Origin of the sequence: Streptomyces sp. NPDC088350, from assembly GCF_044753545.1 — a bacterium.
Classification (GTDB): Bacteria; Actinomycetota; Actinomycetes; order Streptomycetales; family Streptomycetaceae; genus Streptomyces.
Genome location: NZ_JBIVNL010000017.1, coordinates 15,750 through 39,093, shown reverse-complemented (window position 1 = coordinate 39,093; position 23,344 = coordinate 15,750). Strand labels below are relative to the sequence as shown.

The following is a 23,344-nucleotide window of genomic DNA, read 5'->3' as shown; positions in this document are numbered from 1 at the left end:
GGCCGGCGGTCCCCCGCCGGCCTCTGCGCGCCTCACCGCCGCCGCTACGGAATCTCCAACTCCCGCGCCTCGCGCCGCAGATCGTCGGCGTCCTCCGGAAGGAGCCAGCCTTCGTCGATGAGTTGGTCCAGGCGCCGCTCGAAGCGCTGGAGGTAGTCGGCGGAGTCCCGGTACAGCTCCCGCAGCTTCGCCGCGTCGAACGGCTCGTCGCTGCCGATCGTCAGATAGCTGGAAGTGCCGTCCCGATTGGTCGGGTTGGGCCGGTAGGTGGAGTGCGGCACGTCCAACTGGGCGGTGCGCACCCCGCCTTCGGTGTTGCCGTGCTCGTCCTTGGCGAAGTAGCCGTCCGGGCCCACCGCCAGGCGGTCGGCGCGGGGCGGCACGGTGCCGTTCGCCACCCACTCGACCAGGTGGTGCAGGCCCATGTTGAACAGCTCGAAGTGCGGCAGGCTGTTCATCTTCGGGCCGAACGTGACGTCGTCGTCGGGGAAGTTGGCCTGCCACAGCGACACGTCGTTGTACGGCGCCTGCCGGGTGCCCATGTGGGGAACGCCGGCGAGTTCGTAGAGGCGGAACCGGTCACTGGGCTTGTCGCTGTCCTCGCGGCGGTACCCGCGCCCCTCGTAGCCGGGGACGAACGAGTAGTCGGGCACGGAGACGTCCCCGTCGCTCATCACCTGCACGACCGGTACGTCCACGTCGTGGAAGGGGTCGAGCGGGAAGCCGGAGGGGAAGAAACCGTCGTAGACGGGCGAGCCGTCGGCCAGGCGCAGTACGGCGTGGGTGTCGCCGATGTAGGCGGTGGTGACCCAGCCGGTCTGCGAGTGCCCGACCAGGAGGACCCGCTGCACCTCCGTGCCCGCGAACGGTCCCTCGGGCGCGCGGAGCGCGGCGCCGACCTGGGCGAGGATCGCGTTCGTCGCCCGGTTGCGGCGCACCAGTTCGGCGAAGAACGTCTTCGACAGCTCACGGTTCCCGAGGTTCACGTTCAGGTCGAAGTCCGCGCTGTCGGGCCCCTCCATGTGCAGGGACGCGTACCGCTGCGGATCGGACGCCTTCACATGCAGGTCCAGCGTGGTCTTCTGCGCGGTGATCTCCACCCAGGCGTGGCCCGACCGCAGGAGGTAGGGACCGCTGTAGATCCAGATCGGCGCGATCCCGTGGACGTGCAGCGGCTCGGCGATCACGGTGCCGCTGAAACGCGCCCAGTCTCGGGGGCGTCGTACGAGCACCGTCGTCGCGTAGGCGTGGCCGTCCTCCTCGCCGGTGGCGATCCACTCCTCCTCGACGTAGTCGTACGGGTCGAGGGAGGGCACGTGGGTGCCGTAGGGAGAGAACGGTGTCGAACCGTCGTCCGGCGATCGGCGCAGTACGGCGGGAACTACGGCTTCCATGGCGCTCCTTGACGGTTCGTCAGCGGGGGATGACCGGGAGGACCAGGCGGGAGGGGCGCAGCTCGTCGTGGAAGACGCGCTGGATCGCCGGGACCGTCTTGTCCGAGGTGGCGTGGGTGATGCGCTCGCCCGTGTTCGGGTTGAGGTCGAAGGTCGGGAACTCGCTGGAGGAGATGTCGAGCCGGATGCGGTGCCCGGCCTTGAAGACGGTGCTCGTCGACCACAGGCTGATCTCGTAGCGGTACGGCGTGCCCGGTGTCCGGGGTTCTGATACTCCGTGGCCCGTGCGGACGACGCCCTGGCAGACGGGTACGGCGGTGCCGTCGGGGAAGACGTCGATCAGCTTCGCGGTGAAGTCGGTGTTCTCCACGGAGGAGGACGCCCACAGCTCCAGATTCACCGGGCCCGTGACCTCGAGCTCCGTCTCCAGAGGGGGAGTCGAGTAGACGAGCACGTCGGGGCGCCCGGCCGTCGCTGCGAGGTCGACGGGGTCGTTGTACGTCGCGCCGGTCCGGAGCGAGCCGGGCACGGGGTCGCTGGGGTCGTAGATGTACTGGTCCGGTTGTTCGTCGGCCGGTGCCCGCGTCGACAGGCCGCGCTCGTCGTCCGCGTGGAGGTAGTACGGGGTCCACTCGGTCCTGGCCAGGGGCCATTCCTGTTCCTCGCGCCAGACGTTGTCGCCCATCACATACAGCCGGACCGGCGGCTCCTCCCGCTGGTAGTCCGGGAGTTCGCCCTTGAGGTGGTGGGCGAAGAACCGCATGACCGGGGCCTCGGGGCCGAAGTCGACGAACATTCCGGCGTTCTGGTCGGCGTCGGGGCGGATCTGCGCGCAGTTGTGGTTCCAGGGCCCGACCACCAGACGCTGCCCCGCACGGGTTCGGGCCAGGGTGGTGTAGGCGTCCAGGTTGCCCTTGGCGAAGAAGTCGTACCAGCCGGCCAGATGGAAGACCGGCAGGTCGATGTCGTCGGCGTGGGCGGCGGCGCTGATCCGCCGCCAGTACGGGTCGTCGCCGTCGTCGTGGTCGCAGTGGTCGCGGAACCACGGTGCCAGTTCCCGCAGTTGCTCGACGTCCCGCAGCGGGCGGTGGCCGAGCATGCTCCGGGTGTCCTCCAGCTCCAGCCGGATCAGCTCGGCGAGCATCGCCGGGTCGCCGAAGCTTCCCTCGTCCATGAGCCGGCCGCCGGCGGCGAAGCCGGGCAGTGGCGACGGTACGCCCCGGCGGTCGGCCTCCTCCGTGGTCATGAGGCCGCTCCAGCTCAGCGCGAGGCCCAGGTGGAGCACGCCGGGCGCGTAGTACCAGGTGCTGTCGCTCCAGTCCCAACTACAGGTGAACGGGGCGAGCGCGGTCAGGTGGGGAGGCCGGGCGATGGCGGCGGCCCACTGCGAGAAGCCGCTGTAGGACATGCCCCACATGCCCACCCTGCCGCTCGACCACGGCTGTGCCGCCGCCCACTCGACGGCGTCGTAGCCGTCCTCCACATCCGGTACGAAGGGATAGAACTCGCCCTCGGAGCCGAACCGCCCACGGCAGCTCTGCACGATCACGGCATAGCCCTGCCGGGCGATGAGCTGCGCGAACATCGCCGAGATGCCGTCGCGGGGCGTGTACGGGTAGCGCTGGAGCAGAACCGGGTACGGGCCCGGTCCGGCCGGGCGGAAGATGTCCGTGCGCAGGCGGACGCCGTCGCGCATCGGGACCATCACGTCGTTCTCGACCACGAGTTCAGCGGTGTCGGTCACGTCAGCCATGGTGTGGTGTCCTTTCACGTCGGTCCGTGGTGTGCCGTCAGCGCAGGGCGCTGCCGATGCTGATGCCGCCGTCCACGTCGAGGACCACGCCCGTCACGTACGAGGCCGCCTCCGAGCACAGATAGGCCGCGGCCTCGGCGATGTCCGTGGGGTCGCCGATGTGCCCCATGGGCACGCGGGCGGCGAGCTTGGCGCGGGCGGCGTCGTTCATCGACGCCAGCATCGGGGTGCTGATGAGGCCGGGCGCGATCGCGTTCGACGTGATGCCGTGCGGGGCGCCTTCGAGGGCGATCGTGCGGGCCATGCCGACCACACCGGCTTTCGCCGCCGCGTAGTTGACCTGGCCGAAGTTGCCGCGCCAGGACATCGAGGAGAAGGACAGGATCCGGCCGTAGCCCTGCCGTTTCATCTGCGGGAACACCGCACGGCAGCAGTGGAACATGCCCCGGAGACTGACGTCGACGACGGCGTCCCACTCGTCGTCGGTCATCCGCTCCAGGCGGTTGTCGCGGATCACTCCGGCGTTGTTGACGAGGACGTCGGCGCGGCCGAGGGCGTCGGCCGTGCCGGCCACCCACTGGTCGACCTGTCCGGCGTCGGCCACGTCCACGACCGATGTGCGCATGTCGGTGCCGCCGCACTGTTCGGCGGTCTCCTTCACCGAGGCGTCGTTGACGTCGCACAGCGCCAGCCTGGCGCCCTCGGCGGCGAATCGGAGGGCCATGGCACGGCCCAGGCCCTGCCCGGCCCCGGTGATCAGGACGACTCGGTCCGTATAACGTCGCACGGTTCTACCTCACGGCTCGCTGGTCGAAGAAACGGGTGAGCTTGTCGGCGATGTCCTGCTCGCGCCAGTGCCCGGCGAAGACCTCCAGCTCCCGCAACAGGGCCTCGGGTGTGCCCGGATCGGCGAGCATGTGCTTCAACGAGGCCTGCCCGGGCGGCAGTCCGGTGAAGGACCGCGCCACGGACGCGACGGTCGCCTCGAACTCCTCGGCCCCGGCGACGACTTGGACGAAGCCGCTGGGCACGAACTGTTCGGCGGGCAGCAGTTCACCGGTGAGCATCAGACGCCGGGCCAGCGGCTCGCCCACCTTGCGGGGCAGCCTTACGCTCGAACCGGCGCCGGGCAGCAGGCCGTTGCGGATGTGTCCGTCGCCGATGACCGTGCCCGCGCGGGCCACGACCGCGTCGCACGCGAGCGCCAACTCCAGCCCCCCGGCGACCACATGGCCGTGCACGGCGGCGATGACGGGCTTCGGTGCCGCCTCCAGCCGGGTGAAGCACTCGGAGACCGTGCCGAGGAACGCCAGCGGATCGATGTCGGCGTCGGCGAGCCTCAACAGGTGGCGCAGGTCGGCTCCGGCGCAGAAGCTCGGCCCGTTCCCGGAGATCACCACGGCTTCGGTGTCCGGGTCCCGCATCGCGTCCGCGACGGCGTCGTCCAGGGACTCGATCAGGTCCGGGTTGATCGAGTTCCGGCTCTCGGGCCGGTTGAGCCGGATCCGGCGGACGGCGCCGGTCTGCTCGGTGAGTACCGCTGTGGTCACGCGTGGGCCCCTGGGTCGGTCTGGCGCTGCTGGCGCAGCACGAATCGCTGGATCTTCCCGCTGGGTGTCTTCGGCAGGTGGTCGGTGAAGTGCACCGTGCGGGGGTAGGCATGGGCGGCGAAGCGCTTCTTCACCAACTGCTGGAGTTCGGCGGCGAGTTGGTCGGAGGCCGGAACTCCGTCCTGGAGGACGACGAAGGCCTCCAGGACCTCGCCGCGGACCTCGTCGGGTGCGGCGATCACCGCGCACTCGACCACCGCCGGGTGAGTGATCAGCACGGACTCGACCTCGAACGGGCCGATGCGGTAACCGGCCATGATGATCACGTCGTCGTCCCGGGACGAGAAGTGGAAGTAGCCCTCGTCGTCGACCCGCCCGACGTCACCGGTGTAGTACCAGCGGCCGTCCTCGCTGAACTTCTCGGCGCTCTTCGCCGGGTCGCCCTCGTACCCCCGGAACCACGCCAGCGGACTCGCCGCGAGGTCGGCGGCGATCCGGCCGACCGTGCCGACCGGCGCGAGTTCGTCCCGGTCCTCGTGGAGCACGTGCAGGCTCCAGCCGGGCATCGGATGTCCCATGGATCCGGGCACCACCGGGCGCCGTAGCGACGGGAGTTGGTGGTTGTTGATCAGCATGCCCGCCTCGGTCTGCCCGTAGTGGTCGTGCACCTGGACGCCGAACGCGTCCTCGGCCCAGGCGTTGACCTCGGGCGTCAGCGGCTCGCCCGCGCTGGACGCGCAGCGCAGCGCGAGGCCGTCCGGCACCGGGACGCCGGAGGCGCGCAGCGAGCGGTAGACGGTGGGCGCGGCGGTGAAGTTGGTGACCCTGAGGTCGTCCATCACCCGCCAGGTCAGCTCGGCGGAGAACCCCGAGTGCAGCAGCACACTGGGCACCCCCAGGCTCAGCGACGCGATCACGCCGAAGTAGAGCCCGTACGCCCAGCCGGGGTCGGCGGCGTTCCAGAAGACGTCGTCCCCGCTCACCCCGCAGCCGAACTCGGCGTAGAGGCGGAAGCCCGCGATGGCCGAGGTGGGGACGACGACGCCCTTGGGGCGGCCCGTCGTACCGGAGGTGAAGATGTGCACGAGCGGCGCGTCCCCGCCCAGGGCGGCGGCGGGCAGACCGGGCGTGTGCGCGTCGAGCAGCTCGGCGAAGCGGAGGTCACCGGGCCGGCCGGTGCCGCCGCTGACGACGATCCGCCACTTCGCGTCGGCCGGGATGTCCTCGCCCGGTGCGAGCTTCGCCCGCTGGGTCTCGTCGCAGACGACGACCTTGGCGTCACTGGCCAGCAGGCGCAGGGCGATCGCCGGGGGCGCGAAGGCGGTGAACAGCGGCACGGTGACCGCGCCGAGCCGCCAGGTGGCGAGCAGCGCGACGAGGTAGTCGACGCTCTTGCCCATCAGCGTCGCCACCCGGTCGCCCGGCCCGACTCCGAGATCGGCCAGGGCGGCGGCGAACCGCTCGGACTCGGTCTTCAGCCGGCCGTACGTGAGGACGGTGGTCGACAGGTCCGGCTCCACGACCGTGTAGGCGACGGCGTCGGACGGATACCCGTCGCAGAGCAGGTGGGCGACGCTCGCGTGCGGGTCGCTGTAGAGGGTGACCAGCTCTTGGACCCGGTCGAGCGGGTCGGCGGCAGAGCGGGGATCGCAGAGGGCCATCGTTTGCCTCATAACGGAACGACGAAGGCGACCTTCGATGTGCGGGTACGATTTCGCGTACGTTAGTACTCTGTGAAGTATTCATCAAGGGTGTGAACAGTGACCACACGAGATGGGTGTGTGTACGGCCTGCCGGAGGCGCCGCCCGCCGGTCAGCGAGCGGTCTTGGAGACCGCCCCGAGGACCAGGTCGCTCAGCTCGACGAAGGCGTCGCCCGAGGACAGCCCGGTCGAGACGAGCAGCTCACGGCTGTGGATGCCGTCGATCAGCAGTCCCACGGCCCGGCTGACGAACTCGGCGTGCACCGCGCGGAAGTCGCCCGACTCCACACCGGCGTGGATCATCCCGCGCACCCTGGTCGTCGCGGCCAGCGAGTTGACGGTGTAGATCTCCCGGGTCAGGTCGTCGTCGAGCATGTCCTCGTAGCAGGCGGCCGACATACGGCGCATCTGGTGGCCCACGGCCGCGAGATAGGTGGCGATCTGCTGCGCCGGGTCCGCGACCTCGGCGACCTCCTTCTCGACCCGCTCCGCGGCGTCGTGGAAGAAGCTCTTGAGCGCGGTCGCCACGAGGTGGTGGCGGTTGGAGGAGATCGCGTACAGCGTGGACTTCGAGCACTGCAGCCGGGCGGCGAGCGTGTCCACGGTCAGCCCGGCGAAGCCCTCCGCCAGGACGATCGCCTGGAGCCGCCCCAGCAACTCGTCCCGCCGGTCGTCGTCGAGGCGCTTGCGACCGGTACCGGCCACGCGCCGGCCGGTCCGCGAGCCGGGCCGCGCGGCGGCGCCGCTTCCCACCGGGGACGAACTGTTCGGGTACGACGTCATGCCTCATCGTACTGTGGGTGCCCGAGGGCATGATCGACACGGGTGGAGCGCTCCTTCCGCGGGGTCAGTAGGTGAGTCCGTGGCCGAACGCGAACACGGGGTCCGTGCCGTCGCCCGGCACGTCGGGCCGCTGCTGTTCGACGTCGGCCATCGAGCGGGGCAGCTGGAACGGCAGCCTGCCCTCGGGGGCCTGCCGGCCGAAGAGCACGTCGAGCAGGGGTGCGTCCCCTGTGCCGTAGTTCCCGACCAGCGCGGCCGCCGCGTCGGCGATCTCCGGGATCACGGCGGGGCGTTCGAGGTAGATGTCGACGACGCTGGGCACCCTGGCGCAGACGTCGAGGACGGGGGCGAGCTCGTCCGCGTCGAAGGCGAGCCGGCCGGCGTGGAAGAACCGCTCCAAGGGGCCGGTGCGCTGCTCGTAGGGGGTGTCCAGCCGCAGGACGGCCACATCGGCCTCCTCGGGGGTGGCCACGACGATGCCGTACGCGGCGGCGGTGCCGGGGTCGACACCCTCGACGTAGACACGGGTGCCCGGGGCCAGCGGGAGCAGAGAGTCGGTGTTCTTGAGCAGGGTGACCGACCGGCTCTGCGCGGTCCGCCCGGCGTCGACCGCCTCCGCCGTACCGACAGTTGACGCGGCGGCGTCGACATCCACGAACGGGTTCTCGAACAGGCCGAGCACGAACTTCTCGCGCAGCAGGCGCCGTACGGACGTGTCGATCCGTTCCTCGGAGAGCCTGCCGGTGCGTACCAGCTCCACGAGCAGGTCGGGGGTGGACTCGCCGCCGAACTGGTCGCAGCCTGCCTCGACGACCTTCAACGCCCGCTCGGACGGGGTGAGTTGCTCGACGCCCCAGGCCCGGGCCGGGCCGAAGGCCATGTCGTTGACCAGGCCCCAGTCGGTGCACACGATGCCGTCGAAGCCGAGCTTCTCGCGCAACAGGCCGGTGATCACACCCTTGTTGAAGCCGAAGCCGACGGCTTCCATGTCGGTGTCCACCGGCATGCCGTAGTAGGGCATCATCTGCGAGGTGCCGGCCTCCAGGGCCTTGCGGAACGGTGCGAGGTGAAGGTCGAACATGCCGCCGGGGTAGACCTGTTCGCGGCCGTGGGGGAAGTGCGGGTCCTCGCCGTCCTTCTGCGGGCCGCCGCCGGGGAAGTGCTTGGTCATCGCCGCGACCGAGTGCGGGCCGAGGGCCTCGCCCTGGAGGCCCTCGATGCAGGCGGCGGCCAGGCGGCCGGTGAGGTCCGCGTCCTCGCCGAAGGTGCCGCTGGTCCGGGACCAGCGCGGCTCGGTGGCCAGGTCGATCTGCGGGTGCAGGGCGACCCGGATGCCGACGGCGAGGTACTCGCGCCGGACCAGATCAGCGAATTGACGCACCGTCACCTCGTCGCCGATCGCGGCGAATCCGGTGGTCTCCGGGAACTGCGCGAAGCCGCGTGCCCTCGCCGATGTGGCCCAGTTCTCGGTGAAGTGGTGGCGCGGGTCGCTGGACAGGGTCACCGGGATGCCGAGGCGGGTGGACAGCGCCACCTCCTGGACCCGGTTGTGCCAGGCCGCGATCTCCTGGGGCTCGGCGTCGCCGACCAGGTTGAAGTGGTTCATGGCCAAGTTCTCGACCATGTCCCGCACCAGCCGTCCCCACAGGGGCGGTTCGGGGCCGTCGACGAACTGTCCGTCGGGCCCCATGGCGGCCCGGTCGTGGAACATCAGTCCGGCCTTCTCCTCCAGGGTCATCCGGCCGAGGAGGTCCTCGACGCGCTCCGCGACGGGGAGGCACGGGTCCTCGTACGGGGCGGCGGCGCCCCCGCGGAAGCGGTTGCGGGGCGATACGGCCGATTCGTTGCGGGTCATTCCCACGTCTCCTTGGTACGCGTCCGGTCCCGGGTGGGGGCGGGCCGCCCGGCCGGGGCGCTACTCGCCGGTGGCCGACGGCTTGCCCCCGCCGAGGGACCGCCACCGGCGCCGCAGCGCGTGGGCGGCGGCCTTGGGGTGCCGTTCGCGGGTGAAGACGCCCTTCTTGTTGCCGCCGACCCGGTGGATGCCGTTCGACGTCTGGAAGTCGGCGAAGTTCCACACGTGTTCGCCGACGAAGGCCTCGATACGGTCGAAGGCGCGGTGGTTCGCCTCCAGGTAGGCGAGCTGGTACTCCTCCGTCCAAGGCGCGTCCCACACGGAGTGCAGCCCCGGCAGGGTGTCCGCCCCGTACTCGCTCACCATGATCGGCTTGCCGAACTTGTCGGCCCAGCCGCGCAGATCGGCCTCCAAGTAGGCCTCGGCGGTGGCCAGATCGCCGGTGGCGACGTACCAGCCGTAGTAGCGGTTGACGCACAGGACGTCGAAGAGGTCGGCGATGCGGTCGTTCTCGTGCGTCGCGAACATCACCGCCGCGTAGGTCACCGGACGGGTGGGGTCGAGCTTGCGGGTCAGCTCGACGAGGGGCTCGAAGTACTCGCGCGCGCCTTCCTCGTTGGAGGACGGCTCGTTGGCGATGCACCACATCACGACACTGGGGTGGTTCTTGTCGCGGGAGATCAGCTCCTTGATGTGCTGGGCGTGTGCCGCGCGCGTGTCGTCGTTGAACGTGTCGTCGGAGAACGTGGCCCTGGGCGGGGTGCCCATGAGCCCGCTCTCCACGGCCAGGTTGAGACCGACGGCCGCGGTCTCGTCGATGACGACGATGCCGTGCCGGTCGGCGAACTCCATGACCTCCTCGGCGTACGGATAGTGCGAGGTGCGGAAGGAGTTGGCACCGATCCACTCCATGAGCTGGAAGTCGTGCACGAGGTAGGCGTCGTCGTGGCCCTTGCCGCGCACCGGTGTGTCCTCGTGCCTGCCGAAGCCGGTGAAGTAGAACGGCTCGCCGTTGATGAGGAATTGAGCCCCCCGCACCTCGACCGTGCGCACGCCGAACGGCTCGGTGAAGGTGTCCACGACCTCGCCGTCCTCGTCCAGGACGTCGACGGCGAGGTCGTAGAGGTAGGCCGCACCCGGCCGCCACAGCGTCACGTCGTCGATCCGCAGGGTGCCGTTCGGCCCTTCCCCCACGGCGACCTGGGCGCCGCCGGCGTCGAGCGCGCGCACCCGTACCGCGGCCGGCGCGTTCGTCTCCACCGAGTAGTCGACCGTCCCGGTGGACCCGTCGAGGCCGGCGACGACGGTGATGTCCTCGACATGGACCGCGGGCCTGCTGTGCAGCCACACCGAGCGGGCGAGCCCCGCGTAGTTGTAGAAGTCGTGCAGATACGTCTGCTTGCGCCGGCCGTCCTGGGAGACGGTGATCGTGCCGGGCGGCATGGTGACGTTGGTCAGCTCGTTGTTGACGCCGATGGTGAGCCTGAACTCCCCGCCGGGCCGCACGTGTTCGGTGATGTCCGCCTCGAACGGCGTGTAGCCGCCGACGTGTCGGGCGACCGGCACGTCGTCGACGTACACCGCTCCTTCGTGCGTCGCGGCGTCCACCCGCAGCACGACCCGCTCGCCCGTCCAGCCGCGCGGCACCCGCACCGAACGCTGGTACCACACCCAGCCGACGTGGTCGCGGATCGCGCTGTCGGTGAACAGGTCGTTGTAGCTGGCCGGTACGGGTGCCTCCAGCCGGGTGTCGAGCGGGCCGGTCCATGGCTCGGCACCGGCTGCCGGGGCGACGGCGAACCGCCAGAGCCCGTCGAGGTTCACCAGCTCGCGGGTGGCGGTGGAGCGGGGCTTGAGCATCGAAGGTTCTCCTACGCGCTGTTGTGGGGGCCCGGTCAGGGCGGACGGGTGGTGTGCCGGGCGCCGTCAGCCGGACTGCTCCAGCGTCAGGCGCCACTCCCACGCGTACTCGCTGCCGGTGAGCCGGTGACGCGGGTGGGTGTCGGGGCCGAGGACCGCCGTACCGAGGCCGCGGTGGGCGATGTCGAGGTGGACCACGGTCTTGTCGCTGGGCGGGAGTTCCCACCAGTGCTGGGCGGCCTCGATCTCGCTCACCCGGTATCGGCCCACGTTCATGTGCAGCGGGGTCGGGTGGGCGGTGCGGACCGTGCCGGCGGGGCCGGTCAGGGTCAGTGCGGTGACCTCGCCGCGGGTGCCGTTCTCCTGCGGGAGGAGGTAGGGCACGGCCAGGTCGTCGATACCGCTCTCCCAGCCACCGAGCAGGGCCGAGGCCCGCCGGTCGGGGTAGTTCTCCCACGGTCCGAGACCGACCCAGTCCGCGGACTCGAACCCGTCGACGAGTTCGAACTCCATGCCCACGCGCAGCCCGTCCTGCGTGTCCTGCGGGAGTGTCACCTGTTCGGCGAGGACCCAGTCGCCGTCGGCGAGCGCCGTGACGGTCCGGCGGTGGGTGACCTCGTCGCCGAACGCGGCTTCGTAGCGGGTGGTGATCACGGCCCCGTCGCCGGTCTCCTTGACCTCGACGTCGACGGGCGTGAGCTTGAAGAATCCCGAGCGGACGAACCGGTTGTCGAGCGAGAACGACTTGTCGTGGCAGGTCAGCGCCCGCCACAGGCTGAGCCGGGGGGAGCGGTGCAGCAGGGGGTGGACCAGGTCGCCCTCGGCGTCGACGGACAGCGCGGCCCTGCGCGCCGGGGCGGCGGGAAGCTGTACGGGAGCCTGGGGGAACGTGACCTGCTCCGCCGCGACCTCGGTGCCCGCCGGTGCCCACAGGGTGTCCTCGCGGGTCCGTACGGTCAGGGTCAGCGCGAGTGCCGGTCCCGAGCTGATCAACTCCCGCAGGGAAGCCGGGAGTTGGATCGTGCCCTCGTCGCCCGCGGACACCTCCGGGGTCGGGACGGGGACGGCGCCGGCCGGACCGGTCGGGGTCTCGACGCGCAGTTCCAGGGTGTACGCGCCGAGGTCCGCGAACGACTGGCGGTTGCGGATCCGGAGCGTGCCGGCCCGTGCCTCCTCGGCGTCCGAGACGACGCGGACCGGGCTGAAGAGGCCGCGTGCCTCGAACAGCGCGGGCTTCGGGGTGAGGTCGGGGAAGACCACTCCGTTGACGAGCATCGGGCCGTTGTGGGTCTCGTCGCCGAAGTCGCCGCCGTAGCGCAGCTTTCCGTCGCCGTCCCGGTCCAGGGAGTGGTCCAGGAACTGCCAGATGAAGCCGCCCTGGAGGCCCGGCAGCGACTCGAACAGCTCCCAGTAGTCGGAGAGTCCGCCCGTGCCGTTGCCCATGGAGAACGCGTACTCGCAGGTGATCAGCGGGCGGTCGGCGCGCGGGTCGGCGGAGTAGCCGGTGAGGCTGGCGAGGGCCGGGTACATCGGGCAGAGGATGTCGCTCACCGCGTGTCCGGCGTGCCAGTCGGTGGAGATGGCGCCCTCGTAGTGCAGGGGCCGGGTCGGGTCGGCGCGCCGTATCCAGGCCGCCGCCGCGTCGTGGGCCGAGCCGTGGCCGGTCTCGTTGCCCAGCGACCAGGAGATCACTGAGGGGTGGTTGCGGTCGCGCAGCACCATCCGGGAGACGCGCTCGACGATCTGGGACAGATAGGTGGGATCGTCGGCGATCGTGGAGGCGAAGGCGTGGCCCTCGACGTCCGCCTCGTCGATGACGTAGAGCCCCAACTCGTCGCAGAGGTCGAGGACTTGGGGGTCGTTGGGGTAGTGGGAGGTGCGGATCGCGTTCACGTTGAACCGCTTGAGGAGGGACAGCTCCGCCAGGTGCCGTTCGCGGGACATGACCCGCCCGGTCCTCGGGTCGACGTCGTGGCGGGCGACGCCCTGGATCAGGATCCGTTCGCCGTTGACGAGGAGGTCGCGGCCCTCGATCCGTACGCGGCGGAAGCCGATCCGGACCCGGGCCTCGTCGGCGACCCTCCCGTCCGGTGACACCAGCTGGACCACGAGGTCCTCGAGGTGGGGGATCTCCGCCGACCAGGGCGTGACCGTCAGGCCGGAGAGGGAGAAGGCCGCGCGGCCGGCGGGCGCCGCCGGTTCGGGGAGCCTGGTCATGGTCGCCGGGATCGCGCGGAACTCCGGCGGGACGGGCGCGCCCGCCGCGTTGATGCTGAGCAGGTCCATGAAGTCGGGCGGCAGCAGCGGCTCCGGGCGCACCGACCTGTCCAGGGACGGCAGCGGAAGGGTGCGGGTGCCGAGGCGGGCGGAGACCGGAAGCCGGACCGACCGGTCGAGCACCTCGATCCGCACCGACCAGCCGCCGACGTCGTAGAGGTGGTCAAGTCCCGTTGTGGACACGTCCACTTGGAGGTCGCCGCGCCCGGTCTCCGGGTCGTAGTCGGCCACGGCGGACACGTCGGCCAGGGCGATGTCCGGCACCGTGTAGAGGAACACCGGGCGGGTCAGTCCCGACTGCCACCAGTGGTCCTGGTCCTCCAGATAGCTGGCCGAGGACCACTTGGCGACCCGCAGGTCGATCCGGTTCGTGCCGGGTACGACGGCGTCGGTGATGTCGAACTCGGCGGCCAGGTGCGAGTCCGAACTGCTGCCCACCGGGCGGTCGTTGACGACCACACGCAACAGACCCGAGGCGGCTCCGACGTGCAGGACCGTCCGGCGCCCCGGAACGGGGGACAGTTGGAGCACCCGCCGGTAGACACCCGTCGGATTGTGCGCGGGCACCTGCGGGGGCACCTCGTCGAACGGCATCGGCACGTTCGTGTAGTGCGGCACGTCCCCGTCCGCGAGGTCCTCCCGCATCGTCCACAGGCCCGGGACCTGGGCCTTCTTCCAGTCCAGGCCCAGGGGCGACGTGGGCGTCGGCAGCAGCTGGAAGTCCCAGGTGCCGTCCAGTTCGACGTCGGGGACGCGGCGCAGCGCACGCATCGGCAACCGCCCGACGGAGTGCAGCCCGGATGCGTCCCAGGGACCCGTGGTGTTCTCGGCCGTCGTCATACCGACTGCTCCTTCAGCGCCTTGCCGCCGCTGCGGGCGACGTCTCCCAGCCAGGCGAGGCTCGGCTTCGGGTGTCGTTCGAAGGTTTCGCGGTTCACGGCGACGAGTCCGAACGTCGGTTCCCAGTGGCCCCATTCGTAGTTGTCGAGGGCGCTCCAGTGGAGGTAGCCGCGTACGTCGATGCCGTCGTCGACGGCGGCGAACAGGTGCCGCAGTGCTTCGGAGGTGTAGGCGATCCGCTGCGTGTCGTCGGCGGTCGCGATGCCGTTCTCGGTGACGAGGACCGGGACGTGGCCCGTCGTCTCCCAGGCGTGCCGGACCGCGATCCCGATCGCGTCGGGACGGTACGCGTTCCCCGTCAACGTGCTGTCCGGGCCCAGGGGATGAGGGACGATGCCGTTCTCGTCGACGGCCTGGCTGGAGTACGACTGCACGCCGATGAAGTCGTCGCCGCGGGCCGCCTCGAGGTACAGGTCCTCGCGGACGTACCGCACTTCGCGCAGCTTCTCCTCGTTGCCCGGTGTCGGGGTCAGCGCCTGACAGGCCACCGTCCAGCCGGACTTGGCGTCCGTGCGCGCCTTGAGGATCTCGCGGGCGGCCTGGTGGGCCTCGGCCAGCCGACGGCCGATCTTCGGGTCGGGGGAGGGCAGCACCGGGCGCGCGGCGCCCTCGACCGTGGGGCTCATCCACTTGTCGGCCTCGTCCTCGGACGGTGCCTGCCGCGCCTGGCCCATCATCGCCATCAGGGCGAGCATGTTGGGTTCGTTGATGGTGCAGACCCACTCGACGCCGTCGAGGATCCGGGTGGCCGTCTCGACGTAGGACCGGAAACGGTCGATCGCCCGGTCCTCCAGCCAGCCGCCGTCCTCGGTGAACCAGCGCGGGTTGGTGAAGTGGTGGAGGGTGACGACCGGCGTGAGGCCGAGGTCCACGGCGGTGTCGATCATCCGCCGGTAGTGGGCGAGTTCGGCCAGGGAGACATGTCCCTCGGCGGGCTCGATGCGGGCCCACTCGATGCCGAAGCGGTAGGAGTTCAGGCCCGCGTCCGCGAGGAGTCGCATGTCCTCGGCGTAGCGGTGGTAGCTGTCGATGGCGTCACCGCTGCGTGCCATGCCGGGCATGTGCGGCTCGTACGCCCACCAGTCGCTGTTGACGTTGTTGCCCTCGATCTGGTGCGGGGCGGTCGATGCTCCCCAGAGGAAGCCGGGAATGAGTTCGGTCACCGTCGAGATCCTTGCTGGAGACGGGGGGAGAAACCGCGGCTCGCGAGAGGGGAGCGGCGGCGAGAGTTCCACGCTAACATCGAAATTCGAATCGCGATACTATTTTCGCGACCGGTCTCCGGCCGGCCTCTTCGCGGTGGCCGACAATGGGGCCGCGGGCTCGGTCCGTGATCCGTCGACGGGAGAGAGTGCATGAGTGCCACCACCGGCCGTGGGCCGTACGCGAAGTCGGCGGAGGTGCGCCGGCGCATCCTCGAAGCCTGCGTGGACGCCTTCGGCGAGACGGGTTTCTACGGCGCCACGATGAAGGACATCGCGAAGCGCGCCGACATCAGCCACACCGGGCTGCTCCACCACTTCGCGCGCAAGGAGGACCTGCTCATCGCCGTGCTGGAACTGCGCGACGAGCGTGGTGCGCACTTCCTCAAGTCGGCCGACGCGATCGATCCGGCCACGCATCCGGTCGAGGCGCTCAGGGGCATGCTGTCCGTCATCGTGGACAACGAACTGCAGCCCGGAATCATGGAGTTGCATTGCGTCCTCTCCGGCGAGGCGACCTCTCCCGGCCACCCCGCGCACACGTACTTCGCGGATCGCTACCGCAGCGTCCGGCGCTTCTACACCGAGGCCTACACAGCGCTCGCGGAACGCGGCGAACTGCGCTCGGAGGTGGACCCGGCGACCCTCGCCGCGATGACGCTCGCCCTCATCAACGGCCTGCAGAGCCAGTGGCTCTTCGACCGTGATTCGGTGACGATGGAGTCCGCCATCCGCGCCTTCCTTGTTGCCGCCGTCCCGGGACTGGCCCGATGAACCTCTCCGTCGGCGTACTCGGCGCCGCCCGCATCGTGCCGTCGGCGCTCCTGGAGCCCGCCGCGGACCTCGACGGCATCGAGGTCACCGCCGTCGCCGCCCGCGATCCGGAACGGGCCGTCGCGTTCGCGCGCGAACACGGCATCCCCCGCGCGCTCCGCTCCTACGACGAGATCGTCGACGACCCCGCCGTCGACGCCGTCTACGTCCCCACGCCCGCCGCCCTGCACGGCCACTGGACCCGGCGCGCCATCGAGGCCGGCAAGCACGTCCTGTGCGAGAAGCCGTTCACGGCGAACGCCGAGGAGGCCGCGGAGATCGCGGAACTCGCCGGGTCGAGCGGCCTCGTCGTCATGGAGGCCTTCCACTCGCGGTACCACCCGATGTGGACCCGGATGACCGAACTCGTCGACTCCGGAGTGCTCGGTCAACTCCACACGGCCCGCGCGGAGTTCACCGTCCCGCACGCCGACACGAGCGACATCCGGTGGCAGCCGGACCTCGGCGGCGGCGCCCTGATGGACCTCGGCTGCTATCCGGTACGGCTGCTGCGCCACCTGTTCGGCGAGCCGGAGGTGACCGGGGCGCAGATCCGTGCCGTCGACGGCGTGGACGCCGCGACCACGGCCCAACTCGCCTTCGCCGGAGGGCTGTCGGGCGAGGTCGTCGCGATCATGGAGGGGGTCGACGGCCACGCCGCCGAACTCCACGTCAGCGGTTCGGCAGGCACCCTGCACGTGCGCATGCCCTACCACCCCTACCTGTACGGGGAGTTGACGCTCACGACGGAATCGGGCGTCGTCGTGGAACAGGGCGACCCGCGCACCACCTACTCCTTCCAGCTGGAGGCGTTCCGCGACGCCGTGACAGAGGGGGCCGCGAACCTGACGGACGCGGGGGAGGCGACGGCGACGATGCGGGTCATCGACGCCATCTACCGGGCCGGTGGCCTGCGACCGCGTACACCGGTCGCCCCTTAGCTCCGCCACGCGGTCAGGCCGCACCGGCTCGCACCTCCTGCTCGCCGCCCGCCCCGGCGTCCGCCTCGGCCAGGCGCCGCCGTTCGGCCCGCCGCCGTTGCTGCTCCACCGGGTCCGCGACGGGCGCGGCCAGCAACAGGCGCTGTGTATAGGGGTGTTCGGGGGTGGAGGTGACGAGGCCGGCCGGACCGGTCTCGACGATGTCGCCCCGGTGGACCACGCTCACCCGATGGCTCACATGCCGTACGACGCCGAGGTCGTGCGAGACGAAGAGGTACGCGACCCCGGTGCGCCGCTGGATGTCGATGAACAGGTCGAGCACCCGCGCCTGGGTGGAGAGGTCGAGCGCGGAGACGGGTTCGTCGCAGACGATCAGTTTCGGCTCGGGGGCGAGCGCGCGGGCGATCGCGACACGCTGGCGCTGGCCTCCGCTGAACTCGCCCGGCAGCCGCTCCGAGGCGTCCTCCGGGAGCCCCACCTGATCGAGCAGGTCACGCACCCGGGCCCGCGCGTCACGCGGCGTCGCTCCCTGGACCACCAGCGGCTCGCTGAGGATGTCCCCGATGGTCAGGGACGGGTTGAGCGAGGTGTAGGGGTCCTGGAAGACGACCTGGATGTCGCGTGCCAGAGCACGCCGTGCCCGGCCCGCCGTGTGCGTGATGTCCTCGCCCGCGAACAGGACCTGTCCGCCGCTGGGCTTCACCAGGCCCAGCACGGCGCGGCCGATGGTCGTCTTGCCGGAGCCGGACTCGCCCACGATCCCCAGGGTCTCGCCCTGACAGGCGGTCAGGGACACGCCGTGCAGGATCTCCACGGGGCGGGCCCGGAAGCCGCGCCCCGGGTAGGACACGCGCAGGTCGTTCACGTCGAGCAGGGGAGTGGTCATGACGCCTTCTCCTCAAGGACCTCGGTCGGGCTTTGCGTGACCTCGACGGGCGCACCCGGAGGATCGGTCCGCAGACCGTTCTCGTCGAGGATGGAGCCCAGGAGCATCCGGGTGTACGGATGCCGCGGCCCCCCGAAGAGCTCCCCGGCCTTCCCGATCTCGACGACCTCACCCCGCTGCATGACCGCCACGCGGCTGCAACTGTCCGCCACCACACCGAAGTTGTGGGTCACCAGGAGCACGGCCATGTTCAACTGCTGCTGGAGGTCCCGCAGCAGGTCCAGGATCTCCGCCTGGACGGTCACGTCGAGCGCGGTCGTCGGCTCGTCGGCGATGAGCACCTTCGGGCTGCTCGCCACCGCGCCGGCGATGAGCACCCGCTGTGCCATGCCGCCCGAGATCTGGTGCGGGTAGGAGCTGAAGGTGCGCTGGGGGTCGGCGATGCCCACCCGCTCCAGCAGGGCGAGCACATGGGCGCGCGCGGCCTTGCGGGACATCTGCTGCGAGGCACGCAGTCCCTCCATGAGCTGCGAGCCCACGGTGAAGGAGGGGTCGAGGTTCGACATGGGTTCCTGAGGTACGTAGGCCACGGACGTGCCGCGCAGTTCGCACAGGCGGTCCTCGCTCAGGCCGAGGAGTTCGCGTCCGTCCAACCTGATCGAGCCGCGGGTGACGACGGCCTCCGCCGGGAGTACGCCCAGGAGCGCGAACGCGGTCTGGGTCTTGCCGGATCCCGACTCGCCCACGAGGCCCAGGGTTTCCCCCGCGTCCAGGGTCAGCGACACTCCGCTGACGACCTCCCGCAGTTCACCCGAGGGTGTGCGGTAGGCGATCGCGAGATCCTCCACCGTCAGCAGATGCGCGGCGGGTGAGTCGACGGTCGGTTCGGCGACGTCGACGGTACGGGGCCGGGCGGGCGTGGTGATCTTGGCCGGCTTCGGCCGGCCCCGGTCCAGGGCGTCGCGCAACGAGTTGCCGAGCAGGACGAACGACGCGTTGATGACGCCGAGCATGAGGCTGGGCCAGATGAACTGCATCGGCTTCTCATAGATGTTGACGAAGCCTTCGCCGATCATCAGACCGAAGCTGGGGACGGTGTTCGACCCGAGCCCGAGGAACGCGAGGCCCGACTGCAGGCTGATGGACGATCCCATCAGGAACGCGGTCGCGATGACGATCGGCCCGCGGATCACGAACAGCACGTGCCGGCCGAGGATGCGCAGGTTCGTCAGGCCCGAGACGCGCGCCGCGTCCACGAACAGCTCGTTCTTCACGCCGACGACGAGGTTGCGGACGAGACGGAAGATGCCGGTGGACGACAGCACGCCGAAGATCAGCATGGTGGCCCGGTAGTCGCCGCCGGTCACGGGCAGCAGGACGATCAGCAGGAGCAGACCCGGGAAGGTCATGACGAGGTTGAACACCCAGTCGGTGACGGTGCGCACCCGGCTGCCGAAATATCCGCCGACGAGCCCCGCCGTGACGCCGATGACGAGGGAGACGCTCGTACCGATCAGACCGGCGATCATGCTGGTGTTGATGGAGTGCAGCAGCCTGGAGAAGATGTCACGGCCGCTCTGGTCGCCCCCGAGCAGATAACCCGCCTTGCCGGGATCGGCGTTGATCGCGTCCAGCGAGGCGTGGTTCGGGCCGTGCGAGGTGAGCAGCGGACTCAGCAGGCCCAGCAGCACGATGACGACCAGGACTCCGGCCGTGATGAGGGCCTGCGGGTCCCGGCGGAGTGTGCGCAGCGGCGACTTGCGGCGCGGGGTGCTCGAACTCGCCGTGGTCGTGGGGTCGTTGGCGCTCATCGCTGCCTCGCCTTCGGGTTGAGCCAGCCGTTGACGATGTCGACGACGAGGTTGATGCCCACGACGAACAGGACACCGAAGAGGGAGAGGCCCATGATGATCGGGACGTCTCCCTGGAGGGCCGCGTTGAACGAGTAACTGCCGATTCCCGGCAGTGCGAAGACGTTCTCGATGATGAGGGCGCCGCCGAGCATCGCGATGAACTCCAGTGACAGGACGGTGAGGGCCGGTCCTGCGGCGTTGCGCAGGGCGTGCCGCAGCACGATCGACCGGGGGGAGATGCCCCGGGTGCGCAGGGTGCGGACGTAGTCCTTGCGCAGTTCGCCGATCATGGCGCCGCGGATCTGGGCGGAGAGGTTCGCGGTGCCGCCCACGGTCAGGGCGATCACCGGGATGGTGATCGAGGCCAGCCAGCGGCCCGGACTCTCGGCGAAGGGCGTGTAGCCGGTGGCCGGCAGCCAGTCCAGCCTGACCGCGAAGATGACGACGAGGGCGATCGCGAGCAGCAGGTTCGGCACGATGTAGCCGACGAGCGAGGCGACCTGCGCCAGCCGGTCGACGGCGCCGCCGCGCGACGCCGCCAGGACGCCGAGGACGACGCTGATGGCGGCGGTGATGACCAGGGCGACGACCACGACGGACAGGGTGACGGTGAGGTGGTCCGCGACGGCTGTTCCGACGGGTTGACTGGTGAAGTACGAGACGCCGAAGTCGCCCTTGAGCGCGTGGAAGAGCCAGTCGAAGTACTGGACGATCACCGGACGGTCCATGCCCATCTCGGCTTTCTTCGCCTGGACCGTCGCGGGGGTGGCGGCCGTTCCGAGAATGCTCCTGACGATGCCGTCGAAGGATGTGCTCAGGAGGAAGAACGTGATCATTGATACGAGGACGGTGAGCACCAGGCTCGTGGCGAGCCGGCGCAACACGTAGGAGATCATGGGTGGTGCTCCTTCGGACCAGGACCTACGGGAGGGGGTTCCGGGCCGGCGGCGGCCCGTCGGCCCGGAACCCGCGCGGGCTAGCCGGAGACGCCGAACGCCCGGACGCTGCTGAAGGTGTTGGAGCCGTCGCCGAGGTAGGTGACTCCCTTGGTCGCCCAGCTGTTGCCGAGGTAGGCGATCGGCGCGTCCCACGCGTTCTTGACCGCGTAGTCGTTGACCTCCTTGTAGGCGTCCGCCGACTTCGCCGGGTCGAGTTCGCCCTCCGCCTTGCCCATCAGCTTCGTGAGCGCGGGGTCCGTGGAGGTGAACGGGTTCAGATAGCCGCTCGGGGCGAAGTTGTTGGTCGCCTCACGCGCGGAGGTGGTCAACCCGTCGAGGAAGAGGATCAGTGGGTACTTCTTCGAGCTGATCGCCGAGTAGTTGTTCTGCGCGGGCACCGGCGTCCACTTCACCTTGATCCCGATGTCGTCGAGCGCCTGTGTGACGGTCGGCTCGAACGCCTTGGTGTAGACGAAGCCCGGCATCGTGACGGAGAACCCGTTCGGGTATCCCGCCTGGGACAGCAGTTTCTTCGCCGCCGCGGGGTCGAACGGATACGTCTTCTCCAACGCGGCGTCATAGGCCCCGCTCGCCGGGTTGAAGACCTGGAGCGTCGGCTGCGCGGCGCCCTTGAGCAGTTCCTTGGCGATCTTCACCCGGTCGAACGCCATGTTGATCGCCTGCCGCACCCGCACGTCCCCGAGCGGCTTGAGCACGCTGCCCGCCCGGTCGGCGATGACCAGGTTCGCCACCGCCGTGGCCTTGAGGGGCGAGATGCCGTACCCCGACGCCTTGAGCTGGGCGGAGTTCTGGGGGTCGGCCGAGCCGGCGTTGAGCTGCCCGGCCCGCAACGCGTTGGCCGAGGCGGTGGGATCCTGGATCACCTTCACCGTCACGGTCCGGAACGGATAGGCCTTCACGTTCCAGTAGTCGTCCCGCCGCGTCAGCACGTACGTCGAACCGGTCACCGACGACTTGTCGAGCGTGTAGGGCCCTGAACCGACCGGGTTCAGGGCGGCGCTCTTCGCGGCCATCGTCGCGGGATCACCGATCGCTCCCGCCGACATCGAGAGGCTGCTCAGCAGTGAGCCGTCCCGCTGCTTGAGGTGGATCACGACGGTCGCGGCGTCGGGAGCCTCCACCGACTTGATCGAGGCCAGCAGGCCCGCCGGTGAACCGGGTGTGGACATGCTGCGCGTCAGGGTCGCCTTCACCGCGGTCGCGTCCACCGCCGCGCCCGAACTGAACTTCATTCCCGGGCGCATTTTCAGGGTGAGGGTCAGCCCGTCGGCGGAGTACTTCCAGCTCTGGGCCGCGTTCGGCTTCAGCTCGCCCTTGTTGTCGGTGTACAGAAGTGTGTCGTAGAGGGCGCTCCAGACGTAGGCCGCCTGCCCATCGGTGAGCTGGGCCGTGTCGAAGGAGTTCGGTGTGGACTGAATGGCGAGGGCGAGCGTCTTGGCGCTGGGCGACGACGAGCTCTCCGTCCCTCCGCCGCAGGCTGTCAACGCCAGCAGCGTCGCCACGGTGATCGCGGTCGCGGGCAGTGTTCGAGACCGCGGTCGCTGGTCGATGGATCGAATGCGCGTCATGTGGATTCCTTTGTCCCGTGCGGTCCGGGGCCGGTGCGTGACATGCGGCTGACACCGTCCCGGGGCTCCTGCCGACCGGTTCGCGGTCGGTTCCTCGACGCCGGACGCGGGCGCGGTACGTGAACACCTGAACCGGCGCTCCGCGTCTCGAGAGTGTTGACTCGGCAACGCTTACCAGGCGGTTGGATTTCGCTCGTGGAACGTAGGCGCCGGTGAGAGCGGTCGGGAAGAGGGCGTGCGCCGTTCGTGACCAGAGCGTTATATTTCGACCGGGGTGCCGGGCCGGTTCGGCCGATTTGAATATTGACCAGCTGGATGTTTTGGTGGAGGGGCGCTACCGTGCCAGGGTCGGCTCCGAGGGGAACCCGACTCCGGCCGTCGTCGACGGACGCGGCCACCAGCGAGGGGACGTGACGTGGACCGGGCAAAGGTGCGGGGGCCGTACGCGAAGACGGCGGCCCGGCGGGCGGACATCATCCGCGCGGCACGGGACAGCTTCGCCGAACACGGTCACGCGGGGGCCTCGCTTCGGGACATCGCGAAGCGGGCCGGTATCAGCCACGCCGCGGTGCTCCACCACTTCGAGAACAAGGACGAACTGCTGACCGCGGTGCTCGCGCAGCGCGACGACGAGGAATGGGAACTCGCCTTCGCCGGAGGCGGCGGCGGTGGTGGCAGCGACGGTCCGGACTCGCCCGTGCGGTACCTCGCGGAGATCCTGCGCGGGCACCAGAAGTCGCCGGAGCTGATGCGTCTGTGGGCGGAACTGGCCGCCGCCGCCTCGCGTCCCGACCATCCCGCCCACGCGTACTTCGTCGACCGCCACGAACGAGTGCGCGTGTACACGGCCCAGGCCATGCGGAGGCGCGCGGCAGAGGGAGGGCTGCGGGAAGGGCTGGACCCGGACAGCGCGGCGGCTCTCCTCCAAGCCGTACTGCACGGTCTGCAGATGGAGTGGCTGCTCAACCAGGACCTCGACATCATCGAGCCCCTCAACCGGTTCTTCGACCTCATCATCCCGCCGGACGACGGACGGCCCGCCGGCTGA

General features: G+C 70.1%; 17 protein-coding genes. 3 read left to right on the top strand and 14 right to left on the bottom strand.

Going from position 1 to position 23,344, the window contains the following annotated elements:
• Positions 1-44 precede the first annotated feature (44 nt).
• The 10 genes from ACIQBL_RS42545 to ACIQBL_RS42500 form a co-directional block, all read right to left on the bottom strand.
• Positions 45-1,394 (bottom strand): alpha/beta hydrolase domain-containing protein, encoded by a 1,350-nt coding sequence (locus ACIQBL_RS42545; protein ID WP_401952783.1) that lies wholly within the window; start codon positions 1,392-1,394, stop codon positions 45-47.
• Positions 1,395-1,413: 19 nt separating this feature from the next.
• Positions 1,414-3,147, bottom strand: a complete 1,734-nt coding sequence (locus ACIQBL_RS42540; protein WP_401952781.1) for a CocE/NonD family hydrolase — start codon at positions 3,145-3,147, stop codon at positions 1,414-1,416.
• A 37-nt stretch (positions 3,148-3,184) separates the two neighbouring features.
• Entirely contained in the window at positions 3,185-3,934 is a 750-nt protein-coding gene (locus tag ACIQBL_RS42535; protein WP_401952778.1) for an SDR family oxidoreductase, read from the bottom strand.
• Between the two features lie 4 nt (positions 3,935-3,938).
• Positions 3,939-4,697 (bottom strand): enoyl-CoA hydratase/isomerase family protein, encoded by a 759-nt coding sequence (locus tag ACIQBL_RS42530; protein WP_401952775.1) that lies wholly within the window; start codon positions 4,695-4,697, stop codon positions 3,939-3,941.
• Complete coding sequence (locus ACIQBL_RS42525; RefSeq protein WP_401952773.1) at positions 4,694-6,370, bottom strand: AMP-binding protein; 1,677 nt, start codon at positions 6,368-6,370, stop codon at positions 4,694-4,696. The genes ACIQBL_RS42530 and ACIQBL_RS42525 overlap by 4 nt, the downstream gene beginning before the upstream one ends.
• Positions 6,371-6,510: 140 nt before the next feature.
• Positions 6,511-7,182, bottom strand: coding sequence for a TetR/AcrR family transcriptional regulator (locus tag ACIQBL_RS42520; protein WP_401952770.1), 672 nt, complete (start codon positions 7,180-7,182; stop codon positions 6,511-6,513).
• Positions 7,183-7,246: 64 nt separating this feature from the next.
• Positions 7,247-9,037 carry a glycoside hydrolase family 3 protein gene (locus tag ACIQBL_RS42515; protein WP_401952768.1) on the bottom strand — a complete coding sequence of 597 codons (1,791 nt, stop codon included), beginning with the start codon at positions 9,035-9,037 and terminating at the stop codon, positions 7,247-7,249.
• Between the two features lie 60 nt (positions 9,038-9,097).
• A complete protein-coding gene (uidA, locus tag ACIQBL_RS42510; RefSeq protein ID WP_401952765.1) occupies positions 9,098-10,897 on the bottom strand; it encodes a beta-glucuronidase in 1,800 nt (599 codons plus the stop codon).
• Between the two features lie 66 nt (positions 10,898-10,963).
• Entirely contained in the window at positions 10,964-14,014 is a 3,051-nt protein-coding gene (locus ACIQBL_RS42505; protein WP_401952763.1) for a glycoside hydrolase family 2 TIM barrel-domain containing protein, read from the bottom strand.
• The gene (locus ACIQBL_RS42500; RefSeq protein ID WP_401952761.1) at positions 14,011-15,237 is read right to left on the bottom strand and encodes a glycoside hydrolase family 1 protein; all 1,227 of its coding nucleotides are present in this window, start codon (positions 15,235-15,237) and stop codon (positions 14,011-14,013) included. The genes ACIQBL_RS42505 and ACIQBL_RS42500 overlap by 4 nt, the downstream gene beginning before the upstream one ends.
• 192 nt (positions 15,238-15,429) lie before the next feature.
• Here ACIQBL_RS42500 and ACIQBL_RS42495 point away from each other — a divergent pair, with 192 nt between their 5' ends.
• The gene (locus tag ACIQBL_RS42495) at positions 15,430-16,050 is read left to right on the top strand and encodes a TetR/AcrR family transcriptional regulator (protein WP_401952759.1); all 621 of its coding nucleotides are present in this window, start codon (positions 15,430-15,432) and stop codon (positions 16,048-16,050) included.
• Positions 16,047-17,030: a Gfo/Idh/MocA family protein gene (locus ACIQBL_RS42490; RefSeq protein WP_401952756.1), complete on the top strand. Its 984-nt coding sequence runs from the start codon at positions 16,047-16,049 to the stop codon at positions 17,028-17,030. The genes ACIQBL_RS42495 and ACIQBL_RS42490 overlap by 4 nt, the downstream gene beginning before the upstream one ends.
• A gap of 13 nt (positions 17,031-17,043) precedes the next feature.
• Here ACIQBL_RS42490 and ACIQBL_RS42485 read toward each other — a convergent pair whose 3' ends face one another.
• The 4 genes from ACIQBL_RS42485 to ACIQBL_RS42470 form a co-directional block, all read right to left on the bottom strand.
• Positions 17,044-17,916 carry an ATP-binding cassette domain-containing protein gene (locus ACIQBL_RS42485; RefSeq protein WP_401952753.1) on the bottom strand — a complete coding sequence of 291 codons (873 nt, stop codon included), beginning with the start codon at positions 17,914-17,916 and terminating at the stop codon, positions 17,044-17,046.
• Positions 17,913-19,727 (bottom strand): ATP-binding cassette domain-containing protein, encoded by a 1,815-nt coding sequence (locus tag ACIQBL_RS42480; RefSeq protein WP_401952750.1) that lies wholly within the window; start codon positions 19,725-19,727, stop codon positions 17,913-17,915. Before ACIQBL_RS42480 ends, ACIQBL_RS42485 begins: the two co-directional genes overlap by 4 nt.
• Positions 19,724-20,665, bottom strand: coding sequence for an ABC transporter permease (locus ACIQBL_RS42475; protein ID WP_401952747.1), 942 nt, complete (start codon positions 20,663-20,665; stop codon positions 19,724-19,726). Before ACIQBL_RS42475 ends, ACIQBL_RS42480 begins: the two co-directional genes overlap by 4 nt.
• Before the next feature lie 80 nt (positions 20,666-20,745).
• Positions 20,746-22,296, bottom strand: a complete 1,551-nt coding sequence (locus ACIQBL_RS42470) for an ABC transporter substrate-binding protein (RefSeq protein WP_401952744.1) — start codon at positions 22,294-22,296, stop codon at positions 20,746-20,748.
• 415 nt (positions 22,297-22,711) lie between these two features.
• On the opposite strand from ACIQBL_RS42470, the gene ACIQBL_RS42465 reads away from it, so the two are divergent.
• Positions 22,712-23,344, top strand: coding sequence for a TetR/AcrR family transcriptional regulator (locus ACIQBL_RS42465; RefSeq protein ID WP_401952741.1), 633 nt, complete (start codon positions 22,712-22,714; stop codon positions 23,342-23,344).

Excerpts from the sequence above, each read along its gene's own strand:
- ACIQBL_RS42490 (WP_401952756.1), top strand. The coding sequence starts at position 16,047 with ATGAACCTCTCCGTCGGCGTACTCGGCGCCGCCCGCATCGTGCCGTCG.
- ACIQBL_RS42515 (WP_401952768.1), bottom strand. The coding sequence starts at position 9,037 with ATGACCCGCAACGAATCGGCCGTATCGCCCCGCAACCGCTTCCGCGGG.
- ACIQBL_RS42505 (WP_401952763.1), bottom strand. The coding sequence starts at position 14,014 with ATGACGACGGCCGAGAACACCACGGGTCCCTGGGACGCATCCGGGCTG.
- ACIQBL_RS42520 (WP_401952770.1), bottom strand. The coding sequence starts at position 7,182 with ATGACGTCGTACCCGAACAGTTCGTCCCCGGTGGGAAGCGGCGCCGCC.
- ACIQBL_RS42545 (WP_401952783.1), bottom strand. The coding sequence starts at position 1,394 with ATGGAAGCCGTAGTTCCCGCCGTACTGCGCCGATCGCCGGACGACGGT.
- ACIQBL_RS42540 (WP_401952781.1), bottom strand. The coding sequence starts at position 3,147 with ATGGCTGACGTGACCGACACCGCTGAACTCGTGGTCGAGAACGACGTG.
- ACIQBL_RS42495 (WP_401952759.1), top strand. The coding sequence starts at position 15,430 with ATGAGTGCCACCACCGGCCGTGGGCCGTACGCGAAGTCGGCGGAGGTG.
- ACIQBL_RS42485 (WP_401952753.1), bottom strand. The coding sequence starts at position 17,916 with ATGACCACTCCCCTGCTCGACGTGAACGACCTGCGCGTGTCCTACCCG.
- uidA (WP_401952765.1), bottom strand. The coding sequence starts at position 10,897 with ATGCTCAAGCCCCGCTCCACCGCCACCCGCGAGCTGGTGAACCTCGAC.
- ACIQBL_RS42475 (WP_401952747.1), bottom strand. The coding sequence starts at position 20,665 with ATGATCTCCTACGTGTTGCGCCGGCTCGCCACGAGCCTGGTGCTCACC.
- ACIQBL_RS42525 (WP_401952773.1), bottom strand. The coding sequence starts at position 6,370 with ATGAGGCAAACGATGGCCCTCTGCGATCCCCGCTCTGCCGCCGACCCG.
- ACIQBL_RS42480 (WP_401952750.1), bottom strand. The coding sequence starts at position 19,727 with ATGAGCGCCAACGACCCCACGACCACGGCGAGTTCGAGCACCCCGCGC.
- ACIQBL_RS42470 (WP_401952744.1), bottom strand. The coding sequence starts at position 22,296 with ATGACGCGCATTCGATCCATCGACCAGCGACCGCGGTCTCGAACACTG.